Genomic DNA, 24061 nt, shown 5'->3' with positions numbered 1-24061 from the left:
CGTGCCGAACGCGCGCCGCGCCGTCACGCGGTCCCTGTCGGCCGACGTCTGACCTCCCGGCGCCGTGACGGCCCCGGCGCCTGGAGGGCGTGGGCGCCGCCTCGGTCCGGTGTGACCGGCGTCCTGTTGATCATCGGCACCCGTCGCCTATCTTGTGCGGATGCTTCAGACCCAACCCATCCTCACCGTGCTCCAGCACGACCGCGACGTCCCGCTGGACCGCTTCGCCACCTGGCTCGACGGCGTCGAGACCCGGGTCGTCCGTCTCTTCGACGGCGAGGCCGTCCCCACCCTCTCCGAGGCCGGCGCCGGGTTGCTCGTGCTCGGCGGGGCCCAGAACGCCTACGACGACGAGCGTGCCCCGTGGCTGCCCGCCACCCGGGAGCTGTTGGCCGCGGCCGTCCGGGCCGACCTGCCGGTGCTGGCCATCTGCCTCGGGCACCAGCTGCTCGCAGCCGCGCTGGGCGGCCGCGTCGAGGTCGCCGCCCCTCCCGGCCGCGAGGTCGGCATCGTGCCGGTCACGTGGCGCCCGGACGCCGCGAGCGACCCCGTGCTCGGCCCGGTCGTCCGGGCGGCGCAGACCGCCGGTGCGGACGCCCCCGCGAACGGTGTCCTGCAGCCGAGCATGCACGGCGACGCCGTCGTCGAGCTGCCGCCGGGCGGCCAGTGGCTCGCCTCCTCCGCGATGTACCCCTTCCAGGCCATGCGCGTCGGCTCCGCCCTCGGCGTGCAGTTCCACCCCGAGGCCTCGCCCGAGCTGCTGGCCCGGTGGGCCGCCGGGCACGGGGACGACGGCGCGGCCCTGGAGGCCGAGGCGCGCGCCCACGACGAGCACGTCTCGGTCGCGGGACGCGCGCTGGCCCAGGCGTTCGCCTCGGAGGTCCGCGCGGCGGCCGAACGGCAGGCCGTCTCCACGCTGCAGGCGTGACTGCGGCGGCGGGTGGGTGGGGACCGGGAGGCCTCCGCCCACGTCGCCGAGCCCGGACGCTGACGTAGCGGTGGGTGCCGGCCACGGCCGGGCGGTGCCCGGCAAGTCCCGACCGGGAACGCCCTCGCGCCGGGCAGCCGGCCCGGCGCCTCGAGCCGTGCCGGCTAGGCCGTCGCCACGTCCTCGGCGTCGATGATCGTGTACGCGTAGCCCTGCTCGGCGAGGAACCGCTGCCGGTGCGCGGCGAACTCCTGGTCGACCGTGTCGCGCGCGACCACGGCGTAGAAGTGCGCCGTCTTGCCGTCCGCCTTGGGCCGCATGAGCCGGCCCAGGCGCTGTGCCTCCTCCTGGCGGGAGCCGAAGGAGCCCGAGACCTGCACGGCGACCGACGCCTCGGGCAGGTCGATGGAGAAGTTCGCGACCTTGGAGACCACCAGCCGGGAGATCTCCCCGGCCCGGAAGGCGCCGAAGAGCCGCTGCCGCTCGGTCACCGAGGTCTGCCCCGTGATGAGCGGGGCGCCGAGGTCCTCGGCCAGCTCCTGCAGCTGGTCGAGGTACTGGCCGATCACCAGGGTCTGCTCCCCGGCGTGCTTGGCGAGGATCTGCTCCACCACCCGCACCTTCCCCGGGGCGCTCGCGGCCAGCCGGTACCTCTCCTCCGGCTCGGCGGTGGCGTAGACCATTCGGTCGTGGTCGGGCAGCGTCAGCCGCACCTCCACGCACTCGGCCGGGGCGATGTAGCCCTGCGCCTCGATGTCCTTCCACGGGGCGTCGTAACGCTTCGGGCCGATGAGGGAGAAGACCTCGTCCTCGCGGCCGTCCTCGCGCACCAGCGTGGCAGTCAGGCCGAGCCGCCGGCGGGCCTGCAGGTCCGCCGTCATCCGGAAGATCGGGGCCGGCAGCAGGTGCACCTCGTCGTAGACGATGAGGCCCCAGTCGTGCGCGTCCAGCAGCTCCAGGTGCGTGTAGACGCCCTTCCGCCTGGTCGTCAGCACCTGGTACGTGGCGATGGTGACGGGCCGGACGTCCTTGCGGGCGCCGGAGTACTCCCCGATCTCGTCCGCGGTCAGGGTGGTGCGCCGGACCAGCTCCTCGCGCCACTGGCGCGCCGAGACGGTGTTGGTGACCAGGATGAGCGTGGTCGTCTTGGACCGCGCCATCGCGCCGGCACCGACGATGGTCTTGCCCGCCCCGCAGGGCAGGACGACGACGCCGGAGCCGCCGTGCCAGAAGGTGTCGACCGCCTCCTCCTGGTAGGGCCGCAGGTGCCAGCCGTCCTGCGCGAGGTCGATCCGGTGCGCCTCGCCGTCGACGTAGCCGGCCAGGTCCTCGGCCGGCCACCCGAGCTTGACGAGGACCTGCTTGAGGTGGCCGCGCTCGGAGGGGTGGACGACGACGTCCTCGTCGTCGATCCGCTCGCCGAGCAGGCCCTTGACCCGCTTGGAGCGCAGCACCTCGGCGAGGACCGGCTTGTCCAGGGCGTGCAGCACGAGCCCGTGGGTGGGGTGCTGGACCAGCTGCAGCCGCCCGTAGCGGTCCATCGTCTCGGCGACGTCGACCAGCAGGGCGTGCGGGACCGGGTAGCGGGAGTACTCGATGAGGGCGGAGACCACCTGCTCGGCGTCGTGGCCGGCGGCGCGGGCGTTCCACAGGCCGAGCGGGGTCAGCCGGTAGGTGTGGACGTGCTCGGGGGCGCGCTCGAGCTCGGCGAAGGGGGCGATCGCCCGCCGCGCCTCGGTGGCGCGCGGGTGGTCCACCTCCAGGAGCAGGGACTTGTCGGACTGGACGATCAGGGGGCCGTCGGGCATCTGGACATTGTCCCTCGCGGGGGGCGCCGGCGGCTGCGGGACGGGTCACAGCCGCGGGCCTACCGGTGCTCCACGACGGCGGCTGCGTGACGGGTCACAGCCGCGGCCCTACCGGTGCTCCTCCACGGTGGCGACGGCCACGGCGGCGACGGCCACGTCCGGGTGGTCGGAGAAGAGCCCGTCCATGCCGGTGTCGAGGAACGCGCGGATCTCGCCCACCAGGTCCCCGTGCTGGGCAGGGTCGGCGCTGCTGCGGAACTCGGCGGGCAGGAAGCTGTTCTCGGCCCGGAAGGTCCAGCCGTGCACCACCAGGCCGGCGTCGTGGGCGTCGTCCACCAGCGTCGTCGGCACCCCCAGGGTGGCGTCCGCCTCGCGGGGGATGACCAGGTCCTTGCAGGGGCCCAGCCCGTCGGCGTAGGTGGCGATCTCCTCCAGGCCCGACGGCGTGAGAAGGTCGGCGTAGGTGCGCGGGTCCCCGGCAGCGACCAGGTCGTACGGGGCTCCCGTGCAGTCGGCGAGCTGCACGAGGCGGAGGTCCGTCACCTCGTCCAGCTCGCGGAGGTTGCCGGTCTCGAAGCTCTGGATGAACGCGGGATCCTCCTCGTCGGAGTAGCCGTACCTCTCGAGGATCTTGACGACCTTCTCCTCCATGGACAGGCCGAGGCCGTCGAAGTAGGTCGGGTGCTTGGTCTCGGGGTACACGCCCACCGGCTCGCCGTCGCAGGTCGGCGACCTCCGGGCGAGCCGCAGGACGTCCTCGAACGTCGGCACCTGGTACCGGCCGTCGTAGGCGGTGTTGGCCGGGCGAAGGTCCGGGATGCGCTCCTTCGCGCGCAGCGTGTGCAGCTCGGCGAGGGTGAAGTCCTCCGTGAACCAGCCCTCGACCGACCGGCCGTCGATGACCTTGGTGGTCCGCCGGTCCGCGAACTCGGGGTGGTCGGCGACGTCGGTCGTGCTCCCGATCTCGTTCTCGTGCCGGGCGACGAGGACGCCGTCCTTCGTGGAGACCAGGTCGGGCTCGATGTAGTCGGCGCACTGCCGGATCGCCAGCCGGTACGCCGCGAGCGTGTGCTCGGGCCGGTACCCCGAGGCGCCCCGGTGGCCGATGACGACGACGTCGTCCTCGCCGTGGTGCACGTCCCGGGCCTCGGTGGGGTGCGCGATGGCGCCGAGCGGCAGTACGAGCACGGTCGCCGCGGCCAGGGCGGCGGTGGCGGCGGCCCGGAGAGTGCGCACGCGGGCAGCGTAGGAGCGCCGCGCAGCCGGTAGGAGCCCCCAAAACGCGGGGCATCTGAGGGCCCGCCGGGCCGTCAACCGTCCAGGGCGCCGCGCAGCCGCGCCCGGGCCGTCAACCGTCCAGGGCGCCGCGCAGCCGCGCGGCGTACTCCCCGGCCTCCGCCTCGTCGGCGTACTTGGTGCGCGGCCAGAAGAAGCCGCGCAGCCCGTCGCCCTTCGTCCGGGGGACGACGTGCGCGTGCAGGTGCGGCACGCTCTGGCTGACCACGTTGTTCACGGCGACGAACGACCCCTGGGCGCCCAGCGCCCGCGGCATGGCGGCGGCCAGCCGCTGGGTGGCGGCCAGGAACGGCGCGAGGGCGTCCGCGGGCAGCTCCGGGAGGGTGGGGACGTGGGCGCGCGGCACCAGCAGCGTGTGGCCCTTGAACACCGGCCGGGCGTCGAGGAAGGCGAGGGTGTCCGCCGTCTCCAGGACCACGTGGGCGTGCCCCTCGCCGGCCACGATGCGGCAGAAGGCGCAGGGTGACGCGCTCATGCCAGCGTGCCGGGGTCGTCGGGCACGTCCACCGCGTGCTCCCGCAGCACCTCCAGGGGCACCACCTCGAGGGCACGCTCGTGCGTGCAGGCGAGTACCACCGGGGCCGCCACGCCGTCCTCGAGGGCCTGCAGCCAGCGCACGGCGACCACGCACCAGCGGTCCCCGGGCCGCAGGCCGGGGAACAGCCACTCCGGCCGGGGCGTGACGAGGTCGTTGCCCACCCGCTGCTGGTGCTCGAGGAACTCCGCGGTCACCACCGTGCAGACGCTGTGGTTGCCCAGGTCGCCCTCGTCGGCGATGCACCGCCCGGTGCGGTAGTAGCCGGTCACCGGGTCGGTGCCGCACTCCTGCAGCTGCTCGCCGAGCACGTTGCGCTCGCTCATGGGCCGATCATCCCGACCCGGCCCCCGCGGCGCCATATGCGGTGCGGCGTGTGAAAGCCTGGTGCCGGACGGGAGGACGCCGATGAAGGTTGCCGGGCGTGCGGCGGTGCCGCACTTCGAGGTCATGAACATCCTCGACCGGGTCGCGCAGCTGCGCGCCGCGGGGCGGGACGTGATCTCGCTGTGCGCGGGCGAGCCCTCCGGCGGCGCACCCGACGACGTCCACCGGCTCGCCGCCGAGGCCCACACCGCCCGCCTGGACCTGGGGTACACCAGCGCGCTCGGCATCTGGCCGCTGCGCGAGGCGGTGGCCGGCCACTACGCGCGCTGGTACGGCCTGGAGGTCGCGCCCGAGGAGGTGGCCATCACCACCGGCTCCTCCGGCGCGTTCGTGCTGACGTTCCTCGCGGCGTTCGACCCCGGCGACCGGGTGGCGCTGGCCCGGCCCGGCTACCCGGCGTACCGCAACATCCTCAGCGCGCTGGGCTGCGAGGTGGTGGAGGTCGACTGCGGGCCCGCCGACCGGTTCCAGCCGACCCCGGCCACCCTGGACGCCGCCGTGGCGGCCTGGGGCCCGCTGGACGGGCTGGTCCTCGCCTCGCCGGCGAACCCGACCGGCACCATGGTCACCCGCGCGGAGCTCGCGGCCCTGACCGCCTGGTGCCGCGGCAACGGGGTCCGGCTGGTCAGCGACGAGATCTACCACGGCATCACGTACCCGGCGGACCCGTCGGCCCCGGACGCGCGCGGGGTATGCGCGTGGGAGCTGGACCGCACCGGCGTCGTCGTCTCCTCATTCTCCAAGTACTGGGGCATGACCGGGTGGCGGCTCGGCTGGGCGCTCATGCCGGCGGACCTCACGGGCGCGATGGACGCGCTCGCGGGCAACGTCGCCCTGTGCCCGCCGGCGCCCGCCCAGCTGGCGGCCGTCGGGGCGTTCAGCCCGTCGGCCTACGCCCAGGCCGACGCCCGCGTGGCCGAGCTTGCCCGCACCCGCGCGGTACTCCTGGGCCAGCTGGACCGGTTCGGCTGGGGGCCCGTCGCCCCGGCCGACGGTGCCTTCTACCTCTACGCCGGCCTGGGCGAGCGCCTGGGCCGCTTCCCGGACTCGGCGGGCTGGTGCCGGGCGCTGCTGGAGGAGGCCGGCGTCGCCGTCGTGCCCGGCGGCGACTTCGACGGCGCCGGTGGCCGCGACTTCGTGCGGCTCTCCTTCGCGGCGGGGGCCGGCGCGGTCGCCGAGGCGGTCGAGCGGATCGTCGCGTTCCAGGAGGCTCACGGCGCTTGACCCTCGGGCGCTGGAGGGGGGCCAGCCGCCCACCAGCGAGGCCGCGATGGACGCCGCCGGGCGGGCTGGGGCGCCCGCGCGTCAGGCAGGCGCGACGGCGGAGATGCGGTGCACCGCGACCGTCAGCTCCGTCTGCCGGTCCAGGTCCGTCACGCGCACCCGGCCGCCGTCGACGTGCACGGGCTGGACCCGGCGGCGCTCGGGCCGGCCGGTGGGGCCGACGAGCACCATCTCCACCGGCGTGCCGGCGGTGGCCGCCTCCCGCAGCAGCACGAGGGCGTGCACCGGGTCCGTGGCGGCGGGGGCGCCGTCCCGCCGGGCGGCGGCGTCCCGGCGGGCCCGTGCCTCGCCGGCGCGCATGCGCCCGACGACGGCGCGCAGGTCGGCGTCGTCCGGGCGCCTGGTGTAGGTGCTGGCGGCCGCTCCCGGGAAGGTGGGCAGCCCGCGCGCCACGCCGCGCCGCCCGCGGACGCCGACCTGGCGCACCCGGGTGGCCGCGCGGGGGCCGGCGCCCAGCCCCGTGAGCACCACGGCGCCGTCGGGGCCCTCGAGCACGGGGGCGAGGCCGGCCTCGTGGAGGACGTCCAGGACCTCGCCCGGGTCGGCCGGGCTGACGAGCACGGTGGGCGCGATCGCCCGCAGGCCCAGCCGGGCCAGGGCGGGGTCGCCCACCAGCGTCGCGGCGCCCGCCGCGTCGTCCAGGCGCAGGTACGCCCCGGCCGTGCCCACGCGCACCTGCCCGTGCCGGCGGGCCACGTCGCGGACCAGGTACTCCAGCGGCTGGGGGAGCGGGGTGCGGCAGCGCTCCGCGAGCGCGGCCAGCAGCTCGTCCGCGCCCGTGCCGGCGTCGAGCGCGCGGCGGACCGACTCCGCGGTGAACCGCACCGTCAGCGCCGCCCCGCGTGACTCCACCTCGGTGCACAGCGACAGCAGCTCGGCGAGCGCGGGCTCGGGCCGGCCCGGGACGACGGCGGTGAGGTCACCCTGGACCAGCAGCTCACCCACCGGCTCGGGCAGCGTCGCCTCCAGGGCGGCGGCGACCTCGTCGGCCGGCGCGCCGGCCAGGACCGCCCGTCCGGCCGGGGCCAGGGCTCCCGCCCCGGTCAGGCCCAGGCGCCCGGCCTCGGCCAGCACCGCCGCCACCGTGCGCTCCGGGGCCGTGGCGCGCGGGCGGCGCCAGGTGAGCAGCTCGTGCACCTGCGCGGGGCTGGGGCCGGCGCCGGGCGGCAGGTCGGCGAGCACGCGCAGGGCGCGCTCCCGCAGCTCCACGGCCCAGCCGCGCTCCAGGGTGGGCTCCAGCGCCGCGCGCAGCGTGCCCTGGTCCGAGCGGGTGCCGACCAGCCAGGGGGTCCGCGCGGAGGAGAACCAGGCGCGGGCCAGGTGCGCCCACCGGGCCGGCAGCGGGTCCTCGAGCCAGTCCAGGGCGGCGCGCGACGGCGACCACGCCACCGTCTCGTCGTCGTCCTGGGTCAGCAGCCCCGACATCGCGGCCAGCTCGGCGACCAGGGCGGCGTCCGCCTCGCTCACCTCCAGCGCCGCCGCGGTGCGCCGCAGCTCGCGCACCCCGATCCCGCCCGTGCGCAGCACGCTGGCCGGGGCCTGGTGCCAGGCGCGCAGCAGGGCGGCCACGAGGCGGACCATCTCCTCCGCGGCGCGCGCGCTCTCGGCCTCGACCACGGCGGCCGGATAGGTGCGCACGTCCTCGGCCGCCGGGGGCGTCGGTGGCTCACGATGGGTGCGGCCACCGCGCGCGGCGAGGGCCACCTCGCGCGGCAGCACCAGCTGGGTCGGGGAGAGGCGGCGCAGGATGCCGCGCCCGAGGAGCCAGGCCGCGCCCTCGGGCACGTCGTCTCCGACCGTGCCGACGGGCGGTCCCCAGGTCAGCGCGTCCAGCGTGCCGGCGGCGGACGCGGGCGCGTCCTTCAGGACGGCGCGGAGGGCGGCCGCGGTGGTCGGCGGCGCTGCCTCGGCGGGCGCCGCTTCGGCGGGCGCCGCGGCCGGCGCGTGCCGGTCCAGCTCCGCCAGGGTGGGGCCGAGTCCCGCCGGGTGCGGCCCGAGGGCCTCGACGAGCGCCGCCACGGGGAGGTCCCTCACCAGCAGCGCCAGCTCGTGCAGCCGCGCGTGCGCCGGCGCGGCGTCGACGCCGACGGCCTTGCTCAGGGCCGCGGGCGTGGGGCGGCGGACGGGAGCGAGGGCGACGGCCGCCTCGGCGACGGCCAGCTCGACGCCGTCCAGCCCGCTGAGCGCCCGCTCGACGCTCGGCCGCGAGCCGGCGCGGGCGGCGAGGGCGGTGAGCGACGACGGCGGCGGAGCGGCCAGGTCCGGGCGCGCGCGCAGCAGCGCGGCGATCCCTTCGTCAGCGCGCCGGGCGAGAGCGGCGGCGAGGACCTCGCCGGTCGCGGCCGCCGCCCGCGGCGTCGTCCCTGCAGTCATCCGCACCACACTACGGCGGCTGCTGCGCGTCGTACGCCAGCGGCTCAGCGCGCGGCCAGGCCACTCATGCTGCGCGCCGCGCGGGCTGCGTCGCTCCGGTCACGGACCTCGCTCCTGTACTGCGCCGTGACGCCGGGGAACCGCCGTCGGGCATCCGCGGAGCCCTCCGTCCTGCCACGCCCTCGTGGGGCGGGGAGCCGGCCGCGGCCCTCGGGTCAGAGCCGGCCGCGGCCCTCGGGTCAGAGCCGGCCGCGGCCCTCGGGTCAGAGCCGGCCGCGGCCTTCGAGCGGAGGCATCAGGGCCCACCGCGGTTTGAGCCGGGCGATGAAGGAACGTGGAAACGCGCTGCACAGGTGCCCGAACGCGGCCTCTTCGTCGCGCAGGTCGTCGTACACGAAGCGCCGCACGGCGCCGCCCGTTGCCCGGATCGCGTCCTCACGGAGCTTCTCCGCCACCACGACGTCCGACGACGCCGTGGAATCGCCCAGGTACTTCACCCGCCCGTCGAACTCCGCGTGCACGGACAGCCTGCTGCGCTCGTCGCCCGCGTTGTCGCGCAACCCGATGTGCCACGTCATGTCGGAGAAGTAGAGGCCGCGCGGCGTGGTGATGGCACCCTGGGTGACTGGCCGCGGCAGTCCACGCGAGATGGCGATCCACCGCAGCACCGTTTCGGGCGCCGATTCCCGTAGGGGTCCGCGTGAGTGACGACGGCCCGAGCCTTGACGATCCCCCGCTGACCTCGCCGGCGCTCGAGCCGGGCAAGGAGAGCGCTTCGGACCTGTTCGATCCGGGCGTCGGACGAGCGGCGCTGGCGGCGGTCGGGCCGGGTGAGGATACGTATGGCGCTGTCCACGACGACGAGCGCATCGCGCGGGTGCATGCTCATCGCGCAGTCCTCGATGGTGCGTTCCAGCGAAGTGACTGGCAGCCCGTGGACGACTGTGACGTCTTCCGGATCAACGGCGCCGACGTGGCGGCGCACATCGGCGGAGCGGATGGTGCTGGGCTTCACGGGCTGCGTCAGGTGGGTCCATCTGTCCGGGCGCCAGATCCAGCACCCGTGGATCAGGGCCGCGGTGACATGGCTGAAGACGTACTCGCACCGCAGCTGCTGCCCGAGGACGACGCAGCGCCCGAGCGCCTCGATCTCGTGGCGGCGCCAGCTCTGCTCGACGCCGTGACTGCGGATGTATCCGCCCCTCCGTACCTTGATCAGTGCGCCGCTCCGCACGCCGTGCCGGGCGCCGCCGACGCCGAGGTCTCTCGCGAGGAAGGTCTCCGGAATGTCGGGCGGTCGGGGAGTCGGATCGTGCATGCTCGAAGGCTCCGCCAAAGATCGACCGTCGCGCACCACCACCGGCGAACCTGTGAGTTGGTCGGTTCGGAAGGCTCCTGTGGGAAAAGCCGGGTCGCCGGCGGCACGTCCTGCTGCCCGCTCCGATTCGCCGCCCGGTGAGGGGCAAGCTGCGCCTCGTCGTCGCTCACCGGGCGCGTCCCCAACCACGCGGGATGGCGGAGGGCGGCGAGCTGGCCGAAGTAGAACCTCGCGCTCGAAGTCGAAGATCCGGACCGACGTAGAACGCTGCAGCTACCCACAACGCACGACCTCGGCTCAGGTGTTCTGCCTCAGCCGGCGCGCTGCTCGAGTCGTCGCGCTGCTTGAGATCGGCGCGCTGCTTGAGGTCGTCGCGCTGCTTGAGGTCGTCGCGCTGCTTGAGGTCGTCGCGCTGCTTGAGATCGGCGCGCTGCTTGAGTCGTCGCGCTGCTCGAGTCGGCGCGCCGCTCGAGTCGGCGCGCTGCTTGAGGTCGTCGCGCTGCTCGAGGTCGGCGCGCTGCTCGAGTCGGCGCGCTGCTCGAGTCGTCGCGCTTACCGGACGGCGGCGCTCTTCCCGGCGGGCTTCGCGCGTTCTTGCTCGGCGGGCGGTGCTCCTGCGAGGTGAAACTCAGGAGCTGAGCCAGAACGTCGGAGCTGGGCGGGGGACGATCGGGCCGCGGCATGACGTCGCGCTGAGGTCGAAGGCATGGACCCAGGTAGAACGTCGGAGCCTGTCGAAGCCCACGACCTCGGCTCTGGTGTTCTACCTCGCCGCGCCCTTCGCTCATGAGCCACGCTCAGGAGCGTCCCGCATCCGGGCCCAGTCGCCTACGGCGCCCGCCGCGCTTGGTGCGGGGTCGCCGCCCGGCCCCTTGTCGGCCCGGCAGGTGGCGTTACGCGCGGGCCTGCATCGGCCTGCCGAGGATGTGGCGCACCTGCACTGCCGACAGGGACGCGCTCGGCCCGCCGGGATTGATCAGCAGGGAGTCCGACCCCCTCTCGAGGAGCAGCTCGAGCACCGCGCCGACGCTCATCCGGCGAAAGCGCATGGACTGGTCCCACGCCGCGGCCTCGACGGCGGAGGTGAAGGCAGGCAGCGCCGGGCGGCCCCCGGGCGCGGTCAGCTCCAGCGCCCGCAGCGCCCCGCCCCTGCCCCGGTCACCGACGAAGAGCACGCCGTCGTCGGCGCGCAGGGCGTCGAAGAGGTCCTGGCGCGTCAGGTCGAGCCGGGCCAGCGCGTTCTTGACCGCGACGTTGTGGCCGGCCTGAAGCGCGAACAGCACCTGGTCGCGCCGGATGCCCAGCGGCGGGCCGGCGGGGTTGATGTACAGCCAGCGCGTCTCGGGGTCGCTGACGAAGAACGCCAGGACCCGGTCCGCCGGCTGCACGATGGACAGCGGCCCGCCGTCGTCCTCCTCGCGGAAGCGCACCAGCTCGTGGTGGTGGGTGAAGGCGGGCAGCGCCCGGCTGCCGTCGGGGGCGCGGATGAAGTTGATGACCAGCCGCTGGCCGCCGGGGTGGGCGTCGTCGTCGAAGCTGGAGCCGGTCGCGTCCAGCACGAGCTGGCCGCCCAGGGCCTGGCGCAGCACGTTGAGGGCGTTGGCGGAGCTCTGCTCCTGGCCGTACGCCGTCAACGCGGCGTGCACGGCCGCGTTGTCCTCGGGCACGTTGGGGGGCGGCCTGGTGTACGCCTCCCCCCGGCGGGCGGCCGCCACGACGCCGGCCACGGGGCCGGGCGTGGAGCGGTAGTACAGGTCCAGCTCGCCGTCCTCGTCGGCCAGCAGCGCGGGTGCGACGCCCGAGATGAGGTGGACCTCGCACCCGGTCCGCCCGCCTTCACCGCGGGTCTGGGCGACGACGGCGAGGATGTGGACGCCGTCGTCGGCGCCGCTGGTGCCGCGCACGACGGTCCAGACGCCGTGGCCGTCCGTGAACTCCAGGGGCAGACCGAGCTGGGCGAGCAGGTCCTTCAGCGAGGTCCCGCCGGGCACGTCGACCCGCCGGCGCCAGGGCCGCCGGCCGTCGTCCAGGGGGACGGCGTCGCGGTCCACCCGCACGGCGATCGTGGCCGGCACTTGCGGGGCGGGCATCAGGACTCCTGACGCGAGGAGGGACCCGGACGGGCTGCTTCCAGGCTCACCCATGGCGGCGGCGGGCGCGACCCGAGCGGCGCCGCTGGAGGGCCTGCCGGGCTGGCTCGGGAAAGGGCGCGACGCCCGCCCCGCGGCCGGTATCCTTGGGGCCAGGAAGTGGCGCCGGCACCGCCGGCGCCTTCGTCACGTGAAGGAACAAGAGGTCGCCTCGTGCCTACCGGCAAGGTCAAGTTCTACGACGCCGCCAAGGGCTTCGGGTTCATCGCCGCCGACGACGGCGGCGAGGTCTTCCTGCATGCCTCCGCCCTCCCCACCGGCGTGGCGCCGAAGCCGGGCACCCGGGTGGACTTCGGCATCGCCGAGGGGCGGCGCGGTCCGCAGGCGCTGTCGGTGACGGTGCTGGAGGAGCCGCCGTCGGTGGTCCGCGCGCACCGCAAGCCGGCCGAGGAGATGGTCCCGATCGTGGAGGACCTCATCAAGACGCTCGACCGCACGTCGAACTCGCTGCACCGCGGCCGGTACCCGGAGAACAGCAAGAAGCTCGCGCAGCTGCTCCGGGCCGTGGCGGACCAGTTCGACGCCTGAGGCGCCCCTCACGTCACGTCAAGGGGGCCCCTGCCCACGACCTACACTGAGCCAGTGCCTGCTGCCACCACATCCCGCACCACCACCCGACCCGGCAAGGAGCCGGTGCTCGCGGGCGCCGTCGACCTCGCGCGGCGTGCCGCCGAGGAGATGGCCCAGCCGGGGCAGGTGGGCGAGCACCGCGGTGTGGTGGTCGAGGGCGAGCGGCTGCTGACCCACGTCTTCGAGGCCCACGTGCCCGGCTACCGGGGCTGGCACTGGGCGGTGACGGTGGCGCGGCCGCCGCGTGGTCGCTCCGCCACCGTCTGCGAGGTCGAGCTGCTGCCGGGCGAGGGCGCGTTGCTGGCGCCGCAGTGGGTGCCGTGGTCGGAGCGGCTGCGCCCGGGCGACGTCGGCCCGAGCGACGTGCTGCCCTATGTGGCGGACGACCCCCGCCTGGAGCAGGGCTACGAGGCCACCGGCGAGGACGCGGACGAGCTCGCCATCTACGAACTGGGCCTGGGCCGGGCCCGGGTGCTGTCCGCCGAGGGCCGCGCGCAGGCCACGACCCGCTGGTACGAGGGCGACCACGGCCCCAACGCCCCGAGCGCGAAGGCAGCCAAGGCGCCGTGCTCCACGTGCGGGTTCTTCATGAAGCTGGCCGGCTCTCCCCGCACGGTGTTCGGGGTGTGCGCCAACGAGTGGTCGCCCGACGACGGCCGCGTGGTCTCGGTCGACCACGGCTGCGGGGCGCACTCGGAGACCGACGCGCCGCACCCGCAGTCGCTGTGGAACCCCTCCGAGCCGGTGGTCAACGAGCGCGACCTCGAGGTGCTGGACACGCACCCCGCGCCGCCCGAGGTGGTCGAGACGCCGCTCCCGGTCGCGGCGGTCGCCGGGCAGGCGCCCGTCGAGACGCCGGCTGTGGACGACGCACCCGTCGAGACCCCGGCCGCCGAGGAGGCGCCTGTAGAGACCCCGGCCGCTGAGGAGGCGCCCGTCGAGACGCCGGCTGTGGACCACGCACCCGTCGAGACTGCGGCCGCTGAGGAGGCGCCTGTCGAGACCCCGGCTGTGGACGACGCGCCCGTCGAGACCCCGGTTGCCGGGGAGCCGTCCGCCGAACCGCCGGTTGCCGAGAAGGACACGGCTGAGCCCGCCGACGTGCCCGCCCAGGTCACCGGCGAGGTCGCCGCGGAGGACGGCGTGGGCGCCGTCGCCGACGTGGACGCCGGAGATGCCGCTCTGAACGCCGACGCCGGCTCCGACGCCGCCGGGGCCGGCACCGACGCCCCGGGCGACGCCGGCGGCGCAGCCGACCAGGCGGAGGGCGAACGGCCCGCGGGCCGCTAGGCAGCTGACCGGGGCACCCGGACCCCACGTCGGCGCCTCCTCCCCGCGCGGGAGGGGCGCCGTCGTGCGTGCGGCCGCCGCGACGCGGGATGATGCCCCGGTGTTGGACGACTTCGGCGCCGCAGCGCTGCGTCAGGCGGCGCTGGCGACGTGGGCGACGGACCCGTCGCGGCTGCGGCAGGACGCCAACCTGGAGGAGGACCACGCCCGCGGCTACTACCGCGACCGGGTGGTCGTCGAGCTGGCGCAGAACGCCGCCGACGCCGCCGCGGCCGCCGGGGAGCGCGGGCGGCTGCTGCTGCGCCTGGGCGGCGGGGAGGACGCCGAGCTCCTCGCCGCCAACACCGGCGCACCGCTGAGCGCCGACGGCGTCGCGGCCCTGGCGAGCATGCGCGCCTCCGCCAAGCGCGCCGCCGGCATGGTCGGCCGGTTCGGCGTGGGGTTCGCCGCGGTCCGCTCCGTGAGCGACGAGATCACGGTGGCCAGCCGGCGGGACGGCGGCCGGATCGCCGCGGTGACCTTCTCGCTGGCGCGCACCGCCGCCGCGCTGACGGAGGCCGCCGCCGGGCTGCCCGCGCTCGCCACCGAGGTGGAGCGGCGCCGGGGGGACCTGCCCGCCCTGCGGCTGCCGTTCGGCACCGGCGACGCCGAGGTGCCTGAGGGGTACGTGACCGCGGTGCGGGTGCGCCTGCGCGGTCCCGCCGAGGTCGCCGCCGTGCGGTCCGCGCTGGCGGACCTCTCCGACGCCGCCCTCCTCGCCCTGCCGGCGCTGGGCGAGGTGCTCATCGAGATCGACGGCGAGCCGCCGCGCCGCCTCGCCGAGGTCGGCCGCAGGTGGCGCACCGTGCGGGCCAGCGGCACGCTCGACCCCGCCCTGCTCGCCGACCGCCCGGTGGAGGAGCGGGAGCGCAGCGGCTGGAGCGTGACCTGGGCCGTCCCGGTGGCCGGTGCCGGCGGCGCCGCCCGCGGCGTCGTCCACGCCCCCACGCCCACGGACGAGCCGTGCACGCTGCCCGCCCTGCTCATCGCCAGCTTCCCGCTCGACCCCTCCCGCCGGCACGTGGCGGCCGGGGCGGTGACCGACCTGCTCGTCCGGCGGGCGGGAGAGCTGTACGCCGAGCTGGCCCTCGGCGCCCGCGACCAGCCGGCGGGCGGCGGGGAGGGAGGCGACGGCGGAGCCGCGCCGCTCGCGTTCGTGCCGACCGGGCTGCCTGCCGGGCGGCTGGACGGCGCCCTGCACGCGGCCGCCCTGGACGCGCTGCGGCGCACGCCGCTGCTGCCGGAGGTCGGGACCGGCGAGCTGCTCGCCGCGCGCGCCGCGCAGACGCTCGCGGGACCGGTGGGCCAGGACGATGCCGTCCTCGCCGCGCTCAGCCCGATGGTGGCCGGGCTGGTCCGCGTCCCGGCGGCGTGGGCGGCCCAGGCCCGGGTGCTCGGGGTCGAGACCCGGGATCTCGGGGAGGTCGTCGAGGGGCTGCCGGCGGGCGGCCGTTCCGCCGGCGACTGGCGGCGGCTGTACGCGGCGCTCGCCCCCCACGCCGCCGGCCGGCGCGAGGCGCTGGCGGCCCTGCCGGTGCCGCTGGCCGACGGCCGCATCGTGCGGGGCGCCCGCGGGTCGCTCCTGCCCTCGCCGGCGGTGAGCGCCCTGTGGCGCGGCGGGGGTGGGCCGGAGGCCGGAGGGGCAGGCCCGCTGGCCGCCGACCTGGCGCCCGTCCCCGCCGACGCGGTCCCCGCCGACGCCCTGGCCGTCGGCGCCGTCCTCGACGCCGACGCGGCGGCCACGGCCGCGCACGGCGCGCGTGCCGGCGTCGCCCGGGCGCTGCCGGGGCTGCGCGTGGTGCACCCGGACGCCGCACATCCCGCCCTCGTGACGCTGGGTGCCGTGGAGGCCGACGCCGTCACGGTCCTCAGGCAGGAGGCGGTGCGGGCGGCGGTGGACGCCCTCGACGACGCCGACGGTGACGGCCGCGTGCCTGCCGTCGTCGCCGCCGTCCTGGACCTGGCCGCGGAGGCGGTGCGGGAAAACCCCGACGCCGACCTGCCGGCGTGGCTGGCGGGCCTGCCGCTGCCCGGGCCCGACGGCGAGCCGGTGCCCGCCGCGGAGCTGGTGCTGCCCGGCAGCTGGGCCGCGCGGGTCTTCGACGCCCTGGACGAGCTGGACAGGGCCGTCCTGGCGCGGTGGACGCCCGAGACCCTGCGGGCCGTCGGCGTCCGCACGGACCTGGTCACCACCACGGTCCACGACGTCGTGGCCGAGCCCGAGGAGGAGGACGTCGTCGACGGCTGGCGCGAGTACCTGGCCGAGCTGGCCGACACGCTCGGGCCCGGCGCCTACGTCGGCGACGTCGTCGTGGTCGCCGACCTCGACGCCGTCGCCGAGGGCGCCTGGCCCGCGGTGCTGGCGCGGATCGCCGAGGACCCCGACGCGCGGGCCGCGCTCCTCACCCCGGTCCGGGCCTCTTCCGGCGGCCGCCCGGGGCAGGTGGCGCCGTCGTACACCGCGTGGTGGCTGCGCGAGGAGCTCGGCGCGCCCTTCGCCCACCCCCGCGCCCGCACACGGGTGCCGTTCCTGCCGCCGGCGCCGGAGGGGCTGGACCGCCTGGACGACGCCGTCCTGTCCGCCGTCGGCGCGGTTCGCGACCTGGCCGAGCTGGACGCCGCCGGGTGGGAGGCCTACGCGGGAGGCTGGCCCGCCGAGGGCGGCGTCCCGCTTCCCGAGGCGCTCGCCGTGTGGCGGGCGCTGCCGGGGGCGCCCGAGGGCGCGGAGCTCGCGCCGGCGGCGGTCCCGGCGCTCGTCGGCGGCGCGGCCGCGATGGTGCCCGCGGAGGAGGCCGTCGTCGCCGCGCCGATGTGGGCGCAGGTGCGGGCGGTGGTCCCGGCACCGGCCGACGCCGTCGGGCGCGTCGCCGACCTCCTCGACCTCGACGCGGTCGACAACCTCGCCCCCGACGCGGCCGGCGCCACGCTCTCCCCGACGCCGGCCGAGGTGCTGGCGGTGCTGCCGGGCGCGCCCCGGAGCTGGTGGGAGTGCGAGGGGCTGCGCGTCGGGGGCGTCGAGGTCGCGTGGTGGGCGCGTGACGGCGAGGCCTGGGCGACGACCACGTCCGGGCTGGGCCGGGCGCTGGCGCAGGCGTCGGGCACCTGGTCCGCGCGGCACGTGCTGGAGGCCGTGCTGGCCGAGCCGGCGCGGACGGCCGAGCTCCTCGCCGAGCTGGCCGGGGACTGACCGGCCAACCGCGGCGCCCTCGGGATGCGCCGCGGCGAATGGTGGGCATGATGCGTGCCATCGGATCTCAGCGAGGGGGCAGAGATGTCGGACGTAGCACAGCACGGGCCGGACGCCGACCGCCGCAGCGCCAGCCGAACGCTGGAGCGCACGGGCACGTACCGGACCTTTGACGAGGTCGAGGAGACCCTCAGCCCGGCGGAGCAGCGCTTCGAGCGCCTGCGGCGCACGGTAGGGCTCTTCCTCGGCCCGATCGCGGGGGTGCTGGTCTACCTGCTGACCGGGAACCTGGACGACCCGGCGCGGAAGCTCGCCGGGATCCTCACCTTCGTCATCGTGTACTGGGTCACCGAGGCCATCCCCATCCCGGTGACGGCCGTGCTGGCGATCGCCCTCGTGGTCATCGTCGACGTGGCACCCGCCGCCGACGTCTTCGCCCTCCTCGGCAGCCCCACGCTGTTCGTCTTCGTCGGCGGATTCATCATCGCCGAGTCCATGCGCAAGCACGGCCTCGACCGCCGCTTCGCGTTCGCCGTACTGAGCCTGCCCGGCGTGGGCACGTCCACCGTGAAGGTGATCATCGCGTTCGGCGCCATCACCGCCCTGCTGAGCGCCTTCGTGTCCAACACCGCCACCGCGGCGATGATGATGCCCATCGCCGCGGGCATCGTGACATTCCTCGCCGGGATGCTGGCTGTCCAGACCGGCACCGACATCGACCCGCGCCGGCTCCGCTTCGCGACGGCGCTCATGCTCATGGTGGCCTACGGGGCGAGCGTCGGCGGGCTGCTCACCCCCGTCGGCAGCCCGCCGAACCTCATCGGGCGCGGCCTGATCGAGGAGGCCACGGGCGAGACGATCCCGTTCTTCAACTGGATGGTGCTCGCCTTCCCCGTCGTGCTGGCCATGTTCGTCGCGCTGTGCGTCATCCTCGTGGCGCTGAACCGGCCGGAGGAGAAGCGCATCGAGGGCGTCGAGGAGTACGTGCGCCGCGAGCGGGCAGCGCTGGGCCCGATGGGGCGGGGCGGGCGCAACACCCTCATCGCGTTCGCGACGGCGGTCGTCCTGTGGGTCACGCCCGGCGTCGTGGGCCTGGTCACCGGCGGCGAGGGGGCGGTGTACGACACCGTCGTGGACCGGATGAACGAGGGGGCCGTCGCCGTCGTGGCTGCGAGCCTGCTCTTCCTGCTGCCCGTGGACTTCTCCCGGCGGCAGTTCACGATCAGCTGGAACGACGCCGCCCGGATCGACTGGGGCACCATCCTGCTGTTCGGCGCGGGCATCACGCTCGGCAGCCTGCTCAGCAGCACCGGGCTCGCGGAGCGCATGGGCGGCGCCCTCAGCGACACGCTCGGCGTGGGGTCGCTGCTGGGGCTGACCCTGCTGGCCACGGTCATCGCCGTGCTCATCAGCGAGACGACCTCGAACACCGCCAGCGTCGGCGTCGTGGTCCCCATCGTCATCCCGCTCGCCGAGGCCGCGGGGGTGAACCCGGTCATCCCCGCCGTCGCCGCGATCTTCGGCGCGTCCTTCGGGTTCATGCTGCCCGTGTCCACCCCGCCCAACGCCATCGTCTACGGCACCGGCATGGTGCCGATCACGAAGATGGTCCGCTCGGGCGTGGTGTTCGACCTCGTGGGCATCGTGCTCATCGTCGCCGGCGTCATGGGCATGGGGGCGGTCCTCGGCCTCGGCTGAGGCGGCCTACGCCGCTGCGCTCGTCCGCCGCGCCGGTGCGCTCGTCCGCCGTGCTGGTGCGCTGGTGCGCAGTGCCGCGCCGGTGCGCTCGTCCGCCGTGCTGGTGCGCTGGTGCGCAAAGCCGTGCCGGTGCGCCGTGCCGTGCCGGTGCGCTCGTCCGCCGTGCCGCTGGGTGACGTACCACCCCTCACCGTCCAGTGAGTCCCGTGTCACGCCCGCGCCCCCGGTAGCCCTCGCGACGGTTCCCCCTGCGTTCTCGCCAGCCGGCTGGCGCCTGCCTGAGCTGGGCGGACGCGCACCTGCAGCGACCCCTCGGCCTGGATGGGGTCACTGAGCACACCGCGGGCTTGGGTGCGAGCGGACACGCCGAGAGTGACCAGTCCCACGGGTTGCGGGGGTGGTTTTCACGACATGTGTCTAGTTATCGTTTCGTGACCTTTTCGGTGAGCACGCCGTCGTGTGCGCCGTCCGAAGAGCTCCCTCGAAGGGGCTCGCCCCTTCCTGTGGAGGCCTTCCTTTGCCCAGTCACGCCTTGCCCACTGGTTCACCCGAGGCGCACCGCCAGAATCGTGCCGCCGAACGTCAGCCCGCTGCCAGCACCCCCAGCGAGCCGGCCTCCATCTACGGCAGCGACGTCGACGGCATCCCCACCGCGGTCCTCATCCGCCCGGACGCGCGTCGCCGGGACCTGCGGGCGCAGACGTCCACCACGACGCACCGCCGGCGGGTCCGCGTGCCGCACGTCGCCGCGCTAGGCGTCCTCGGCGCGCTGACGATCGTCACCCCGGTCGTGGGTGCCGTCAACGGCTCCGACTCGGCCGCCGCCGTGCAGACCCAGCCCAGCCTTCTCGGCACTATCGGCGGGAATCTCGCCGCGGCCCAGCTCGAGCAGGGCGGCACGCCCGAGAGCCTGAAGTTCGACCCGAACGCCGAGGCCCGGGCGCAGGAGGTCGCCGCCTCCCGCGCAGCCGAGCGCCAGGCCCGAGAGGAGGCGGCAGCCGCCGAGGCCGCGGCCGCCCAGGCCGCCGCCGAGGAGGCTGCGGCTGCCGAGGCCGCCCGTCAGGCCGAGGAGGCTGCGGCCGCCCAGGCCGCCGCCGAGGAGGCTGCGGCTGCCGAGGCCGCCCGTCAGGCCGAGGCCGCCCGTCAGGCCGAGGAGGCTGCGGCTGCCGAGGCGGCGGCTGCGGAGGCGCGGGCCAACGCGGTCGTCATGCCGCTGGCCGCCGGCACGTACCGGCACACCTCCGGCTACGGCAACCGCAACGACCCGCTGGGCCGTGGTGCGGCGTACTCCTTCCACCTCGGCACCGACATGGCCGCGCCGCGCAACACCCCGATCCACGCGGCGGCCGCCGGCACCGTGATCCACGCCGGCGCCGGCATCCAGGGGCGCTCGAGCAACCTGATCATCATCGAGCACAACATCAACGGCGAGAAGTTCTTCACCTGGTACGTCCACATGTACAACGACGGCGTCTACGTCAGCGCGGGCCAGCAGGTCGCCGCCGGCGACGTCATCGGCGGCGTGGGCTCCAACGGCAACTCGACCGGGAACCACCTGCACTTCGAGGTCCACCTGGCCGACGGTGACACCACCACCGACCCGCTGGCGTGGCTGGCGCAGCACGGCGCGAAGGACGTCAGCGAACTTCCCTGACGCACCACGGCCCGCGGCCGGTCCTCCTCCGGGAGGGCCGGCCGTTCTGCGTCCACCCACCAGTCCCGCCCGTGAAGCGAGCGCCGTCCCAGGCGTCCAGCGGGCCGCCGGCGGCTTGTGGGCTATTCGCAGCCCACGCCGTCGCCGTCACGGTCCAGGTGCGCTCCGTAGCCGGGCTCACCGGCGCGGACCGGTGCGGCCCCGGCCGCACGTGCGGCGGAGCAGTTCGCGAACGCCACCGGCGCGGGCGCTGGAACAGGCGCAGGCGGAGCCTCCGCGGCGGGGGGAATGGTCGCGGGCGGGGCGGGCGCTGGAGCCGAGGCAGCGGGGGCCGCGCCGTCAGCGCCAGCAGGGAGCGGCTGGTCCGGGCAGGACGAGAGCACCCGCACCATGGCGTCCTGTTCCGCCTGGGTGACCCAGAGCCCGTAGGTGTGCTTCACGCCCACCTGCCGGGCGACGTAGCTGCACCGGTACGCCGTGTTGGGTGGCAGCCACGTCGCGGCGTCGCCGTCACCCTTCTGGGCGTTGAGCGGGCCGTCGACGGCGAGCAGGTTCATCGGGTCGTTGGCGAACGCCGCCCGGGTGCTCTCGTCCCAGGACTGGGCGCCCTTCTGCCAGGCGTCGCTGAGGGCGACGACGTGGTCGATCTGGACGTCGTTCGAGGTGTCGTTGCCCCGGAGGAAGTCGATGGTCGAACCGGAGTACGGGTCGGCGAGGGTGCCGGTGAACACGACGCAGTCGCGCGTGCCCGGTTTGAAGGTCTCTTCCTCGAGATCACGCGCGAGGATGTCGTTGCGGGTGTCGCAGCCGTTGCTGTCGACATCGACCCAGCCCTGGCCGAACAGGTCCCGCTCGTAGCCGGTCTTGGGGGCGCGGCCCTTCACCGTCAGCTGTCGGGCCGTAGCGAGCGCGGTCGTCGAGGCCTCCTCGCCCGCCGCCGGGGACGGGACGTTCGTGGAGGGCGCTGCCTCGGTGGGCTCCTCGGGAGCAGCGGCGGGCGGCGGCGCGGGCGCCGCGCCCGACGGTGCAGGGGTGGGGCCGGCGGTGCCACCGGGGTCGGCCGTCGCGCTGCTGCACCCGACGAGCGCCAAGCTCACGAGCAAGACGGCGACGGCGGCACGAGGGGAGCGGCGGCCCGGTTTCCTGTTCGACACCTCGACATTGTGGACCGCGAGATGTCCGAAACCGTCGCGCACGCGCGGGGCGACGGTCGGCGTCGCGGTCGGCGTCCCGCGGATCCCCGGTGGACGTGCACGTCCCCTCAGCAAAATCGCTGAGCGCGGCGCCGTGCCCGTGCTGCCGGCGGGGTGTGGCGCAGGCCATGTTGTGTGGGTTTGATTCCGGGGTCGGGGTCTGTCTAATATTTCGGAGTCCCGCCAGGGAGGCACGGACACCGAGATGGTGGCCGGTCCCGCGGGGAGCCCCCCTTGAGCTTGGTCGTGGCCGTGTGCCGCGCCGTGGGGGTGGCCGGAGCGGTGCTCGGGGTCGGTCTCGTCGGTTGGTTGCGGCGGGGTTGACGCGGGGGGCCGGGATGGTTAGTATTGAGAGGTTGCCCCGGAGGGGTCGGGAACTTCGGTTTCTGGGTCTGATGGTGTGTGTCTGTTCTTTGAGAACTCAACAGTGTGCCAAGTTTTTGATGCCATTTGATCCTGGGTGTCGCTGGTCGGTCCGACTCGTTCGTGGGTCGGGCCGGTGGTGGCGTCCATGGGTTTGTTTTGTTTTGGTTGCGTGCCATGTCCCGGGCCCCGTCCGGGGGGTGGTGCGGATGCCATGGATTGGCTCCCGGCCGTTGGTTGGGGGTTGTCTTCGTATGGTTTGTCGGTGCGTGCGCGTTCTTTTGGGGGCGTGTGGGTGCCGCGGGTTTTTTACGGAGAGTTTGATCCTGGCTCAGGACGAACGCTGGCGGCGTGCTTAACACATGCAAGTCGAACGATGAAGCCAGCTTGCTGGTGGATTAGTGGCGAACGGGTGAGTAACACGTGAGTAACCTGCCCCCGACTTCGGGATAACGCCGGGAAACTGGTGCTAATACCGGATATGACACGCGAACGCATGTTGGTGTGTGGAAAGTTTTTCGGTTGGGGATGGGCTCGCGGCCTATCAGCTTGTTGGTGGGGTGATGGCCTACCAAGGCGGCGACGGGTAGCCGGCCTGAGAGGGTGACCGGCCACACTGGGACTGAGACACGGCCCAGACTCCTACGGGAGGCAGCAGTGGGGAATATTGCACAATGGGCGCAAGCCTGATGCAGCGACGCCGCGTGAGGGATGACGGCCTTCGGGTTGTAAACCTCTTTCGGCAGGGAAGAAGCCCCTCGGGGTGACGGTACCTGCAGAAGAAGCGCCGGCTAACTACGTGCCAGCAGCCGCGGTAATACGTAGGGCGCAAGCGTTGTCCGGAATTATTGGGCGTAAAGAGCTCGTAGGCGGTCTGTCGCGTCTGCTGTGAAAACGCGAGGCTCAACCTCGCGCCGGCAGTGGGTACGGGCAGACTAGAGTGCGGTAGGGGAGACTGGAATTCCTGGTGTAGCGGTGGAATGCGCAGATATCAGGAGGAACACCGGTGGCGAAGGCGGGTCTCTGGGCCGTTACTGACGCTGAGGAGCGAAAGCATGGGGAGCGAACAGGATTAGATACCCTGGTAGTCCATGCCGTAAACGTTGGGCACTAGGTGTGGGGGCCGTTTCCACGGTTTCCGTGCCGCAGCTAACGCATTAAGTGCCCCGCCTGGGGAGTACGGCCGCAAGGCTAAAACTCAAAGGAATTGACGGGGGCCCGCACAAGCGGCGGAGCATGCGGATTAATTCGATGCAACGCGAAGAACCTTACCAAGGCTTGACATGCACCGGAAACGTCCAGAGATGGGCGCCCCGCAAGGTCGGTGCACAGGTGGTGCATGGTTGTCGTCAGCTCGTGTCGTGAGATGTTGGGTTAAGTCCCGCAACGAGCGCAACCCTTGTCCCATGTTGCCAGCGGGTTATGCCGGGGACTCATGGGAGACTGCCGGGGTCAACTCGGAGGAAGGTGGGGATGACGTCAAATCATCATGCCCCTTATGTCTTGGGCTTCACGCATGCTACAATGGCCGGTACAAAGGGTGGCGATGCCGCGAGGTGGAGCGAATCCCAAAAAGCCGGTCTCAGTTCGGATTGGGGTCTGCAACTCGACCCCATGAAGTCGGAGTCGCTAGTAATCGCAGATCAGCAACGCTGCGGTGAATACGTTCTCGGGCCTTGTACACACCGCCCGTCACGTCACGAAAGTCGGTAACACCCGAAGCCGGTGGCCCAACCCTTGGGGGGGAGCCGTCGAAGGTGGGACTGGCGATTGGGACGAAGTCGTAACAAGGTAGCCGTACCGGAAGGTGCGGCTGGATCACCTCCTTTCTAAGGAGCGTTCCGGAACGCCCACGGCCTGTAGTACGCCGGCTGCTCGCAGCCGGCGGGAACCGGGTCGGCTGGGCGGGTCTGGTGGCCACGTCCCGCGGTGAACGACCGTCGGGGTGGTTGCTCATGGGTGGAACGTCAAGAGCTTGGGCACGCTGT

The 24061-nt window shown here is 74.3% G+C and carries 17 protein-coding genes and 1 rRNA gene; 9 read left to right on the top strand and 9 right to left on the bottom strand.

Annotation, left to right across the window (positions count from 1 at the left end):
* Positions 1-160 precede the first annotated feature (160 nt).
* A complete protein-coding gene (locus tag ACF0H8_RS20170) occupies positions 161-928 on the top strand; it encodes a type 1 glutamine amidotransferase (protein ID WP_395290624.1) in 768 nt (255 codons plus the stop codon).
* A 164-nt stretch (positions 929-1092) separates the two neighbouring features.
* Here ACF0H8_RS20170 and ACF0H8_RS20165 read toward each other — a convergent pair whose 3' ends face one another.
* The 4 genes from ACF0H8_RS20165 to ACF0H8_RS20150 form a co-directional block, all read right to left on the bottom strand.
* Positions 1093-2736, bottom strand: coding sequence for a DNA repair helicase XPB (locus tag ACF0H8_RS20165; RefSeq protein ID WP_395290623.1), 1644 nt, complete (start codon positions 2734-2736; stop codon positions 1093-1095).
* Between the two features lie 108 nt (positions 2737-2844).
* Positions 2845-3972 (bottom strand): glycerophosphodiester phosphodiesterase, encoded by a 1128-nt coding sequence (locus tag ACF0H8_RS20160; protein WP_395290622.1) that lies wholly within the window; start codon positions 3970-3972, stop codon positions 2845-2847.
* A gap of 112 nt (positions 3973-4084) precedes the next feature.
* A complete protein-coding gene (locus tag ACF0H8_RS20155; RefSeq protein WP_395290621.1) occupies positions 4085-4507 on the bottom strand; it encodes an HIT family protein in 423 nt (140 codons plus the stop codon).
* Positions 4504-4893, bottom strand: coding sequence for a DUF2237 family protein (locus ACF0H8_RS20150; protein ID WP_395290620.1), 390 nt, complete (start codon positions 4891-4893; stop codon positions 4504-4506). The genes ACF0H8_RS20155 and ACF0H8_RS20150 overlap by 4 nt, the downstream gene beginning before the upstream one ends.
* A gap of 82 nt (positions 4894-4975) precedes the next feature.
* On the opposite strand from ACF0H8_RS20150, the gene ACF0H8_RS20145 reads away from it, so the two are divergent.
* Positions 4976-6178: a pyridoxal phosphate-dependent aminotransferase gene (locus ACF0H8_RS20145; RefSeq protein ID WP_395290619.1), complete on the top strand. Its 1203-nt coding sequence runs from the start codon at positions 4976-4978 to the stop codon at positions 6176-6178.
* An 81-nt stretch (positions 6179-6259) separates the two neighbouring features.
* On the opposite strand, the gene ACF0H8_RS20140 is transcribed toward ACF0H8_RS20145, so the two are convergent.
* From ACF0H8_RS20140 to ACF0H8_RS20130, 3 genes are all read right to left on the bottom strand, one after another.
* Positions 6260-8611, bottom strand: a complete 2352-nt coding sequence (locus ACF0H8_RS20140; protein WP_395290618.1) for a helicase-associated domain-containing protein — start codon at positions 8609-8611, stop codon at positions 6260-6262.
* A gap of 263 nt (positions 8612-8874) precedes the next feature.
* Positions 8875-9189 carry a hypothetical protein gene (locus tag ACF0H8_RS20135; protein ID WP_395290617.1) on the bottom strand — a complete coding sequence of 105 codons (315 nt, stop codon included), beginning with the start codon at positions 9187-9189 and terminating at the stop codon, positions 8875-8877.
* Positions 9186-9929 carry a hypothetical protein gene (locus ACF0H8_RS20130; RefSeq protein ID WP_395290616.1) on the bottom strand — a complete coding sequence of 248 codons (744 nt, stop codon included), beginning with the start codon at positions 9927-9929 and terminating at the stop codon, positions 9186-9188. Before ACF0H8_RS20130 ends, ACF0H8_RS20135 begins: the two co-directional genes overlap by 4 nt.
* Positions 9930-10230: 301 nt before the next feature.
* On the opposite strand from ACF0H8_RS20130, the gene ACF0H8_RS20125 reads away from it, so the two are divergent.
* The gene (locus ACF0H8_RS20125; protein ID WP_395290615.1) at positions 10231-10554 is read left to right on the top strand and encodes a hypothetical protein; all 324 of its coding nucleotides are present in this window, start codon (positions 10231-10233) and stop codon (positions 10552-10554) included.
* A 268-nt stretch (positions 10555-10822) separates the two neighbouring features.
* Here the strand turns inward: ACF0H8_RS20125 and ACF0H8_RS20120 are convergent, their stop codons facing one another.
* Positions 10823-12019 (bottom strand): SseB family protein, encoded by a 1197-nt coding sequence (locus tag ACF0H8_RS20120; RefSeq protein ID WP_395290614.1) that lies wholly within the window; start codon positions 12017-12019, stop codon positions 10823-10825.
* 213 nt (positions 12020-12232) lie between these two features.
* Between ACF0H8_RS20120 and ACF0H8_RS20115 the strand changes: the two genes are divergently transcribed.
* The 5 genes from ACF0H8_RS20115 to ACF0H8_RS20095 all read left to right on the top strand — a co-directional run bounded on the left by ACF0H8_RS20115 (position 12233) and on the right by ACF0H8_RS20095 (position 20517).
* Positions 12233-12607 (top strand): cold-shock protein, encoded by a 375-nt coding sequence (locus ACF0H8_RS20115; protein ID WP_395290613.1) that lies wholly within the window; start codon positions 12233-12235, stop codon positions 12605-12607.
* 54 nt (positions 12608-12661) lie between these two features.
* Complete coding sequence (locus ACF0H8_RS20110) at positions 12662-13939, top strand: DUF3027 domain-containing protein (protein WP_395290612.1); 1278 nt, start codon at positions 12662-12664, stop codon at positions 13937-13939.
* A 100-nt stretch (positions 13940-14039) separates the two neighbouring features.
* Complete coding sequence (locus ACF0H8_RS20105) at positions 14040-17165, top strand: sacsin N-terminal ATP-binding-like domain-containing protein (RefSeq protein WP_395290611.1); 3126 nt, start codon at positions 14040-14042, stop codon at positions 17163-17165.
* 84 nt (positions 17166-17249) lie between these two features.
* Positions 17250-18863 (top strand): SLC13 family permease, encoded by a 1614-nt coding sequence (locus ACF0H8_RS20100; protein WP_395290610.1) that lies wholly within the window; start codon positions 17250-17252, stop codon positions 18861-18863.
* Between the two features lie 532 nt (positions 18864-19395).
* Positions 19396-20517, top strand: a complete 1122-nt coding sequence (locus ACF0H8_RS20095; RefSeq protein ID WP_395290609.1) for a M23 family metallopeptidase — start codon at positions 19396-19398, stop codon at positions 20515-20517.
* A 122-nt stretch (positions 20518-20639) separates the two neighbouring features.
* Here the strand turns inward: ACF0H8_RS20095 and ACF0H8_RS20090 are convergent, their stop codons facing one another.
* Positions 20640-21671, bottom strand: a complete 1032-nt coding sequence (locus ACF0H8_RS20090; RefSeq protein WP_395290608.1) for a DUF1524 domain-containing protein — start codon at positions 21669-21671, stop codon at positions 20640-20642.
* A gap of 710 nt (positions 21672-22381) precedes the next feature.
* On the opposite strand from ACF0H8_RS20090, the gene ACF0H8_RS20085 reads away from it, so the two are divergent.
* Positions 22382-23902 (top strand): 16S ribosomal RNA (locus tag ACF0H8_RS20085).
* Positions 23903-24061 lie beyond the last annotated feature (159 nt).

The organism is Georgenia sp. AZ-5, from assembly GCF_043952095.1.
Classification (GTDB): domain Bacteria; phylum Actinomycetota; class Actinomycetes; order Actinomycetales; family Actinomycetaceae; genus Georgenia.
The sequence above is the reverse complement of the archived record's forward strand: the minus strand, read 5'-3'. Positions and strand labels throughout refer to the sequence as shown.

Coding starts and splice junctions, on each gene's coding strand:
- ACF0H8_RS20150 (WP_395290620.1), bottom strand. CDS start 4,893: ATGAGCGAGCGCAACGTGCTCGGCGAGCAGCTGCAGGAGTGCGGCACC.
- ACF0H8_RS20165 (WP_395290623.1), bottom strand. CDS start 2,736: ATGCCCGACGGCCCCCTGATCGTCCAGTCCGACAAGTCCCTGCTCCTG.
- ACF0H8_RS20100 (WP_395290610.1), top strand. CDS start 17,250: ATGTCGGACGTAGCACAGCACGGGCCGGACGCCGACCGCCGCAGCGCC.
- ACF0H8_RS20170 (WP_395290624.1), top strand. CDS start 161: ATGCTTCAGACCCAACCCATCCTCACCGTGCTCCAGCACGACCGCGAC.
- ACF0H8_RS20140 (WP_395290618.1), bottom strand. CDS start 8,611: ATGACTGCAGGGACGACGCCGCGGGCGGCGGCCGCGACCGGCGAGGTC.
- ACF0H8_RS20155 (WP_395290621.1), bottom strand. CDS start 4,507: ATGAGCGCGTCACCCTGCGCCTTCTGCCGCATCGTGGCCGGCGAGGGG.
- ACF0H8_RS20145 (WP_395290619.1), top strand. CDS start 4,976: ATGAAGGTTGCCGGGCGTGCGGCGGTGCCGCACTTCGAGGTCATGAAC.
- ACF0H8_RS20130 (WP_395290616.1), bottom strand. CDS start 9,929: ATGCACGATCCGACTCCCCGACCGCCCGACATTCCGGAGACCTTCCTC.
- ACF0H8_RS20120 (WP_395290614.1), bottom strand. CDS start 12,019: ATGCCCGCCCCGCAAGTGCCGGCCACGATCGCCGTGCGGGTGGACCGC.
- ACF0H8_RS20135 (WP_395290617.1), bottom strand. CDS start 9,189: ATGACGTGGCACATCGGGTTGCGCGACAACGCGGGCGACGAGCGCAGC.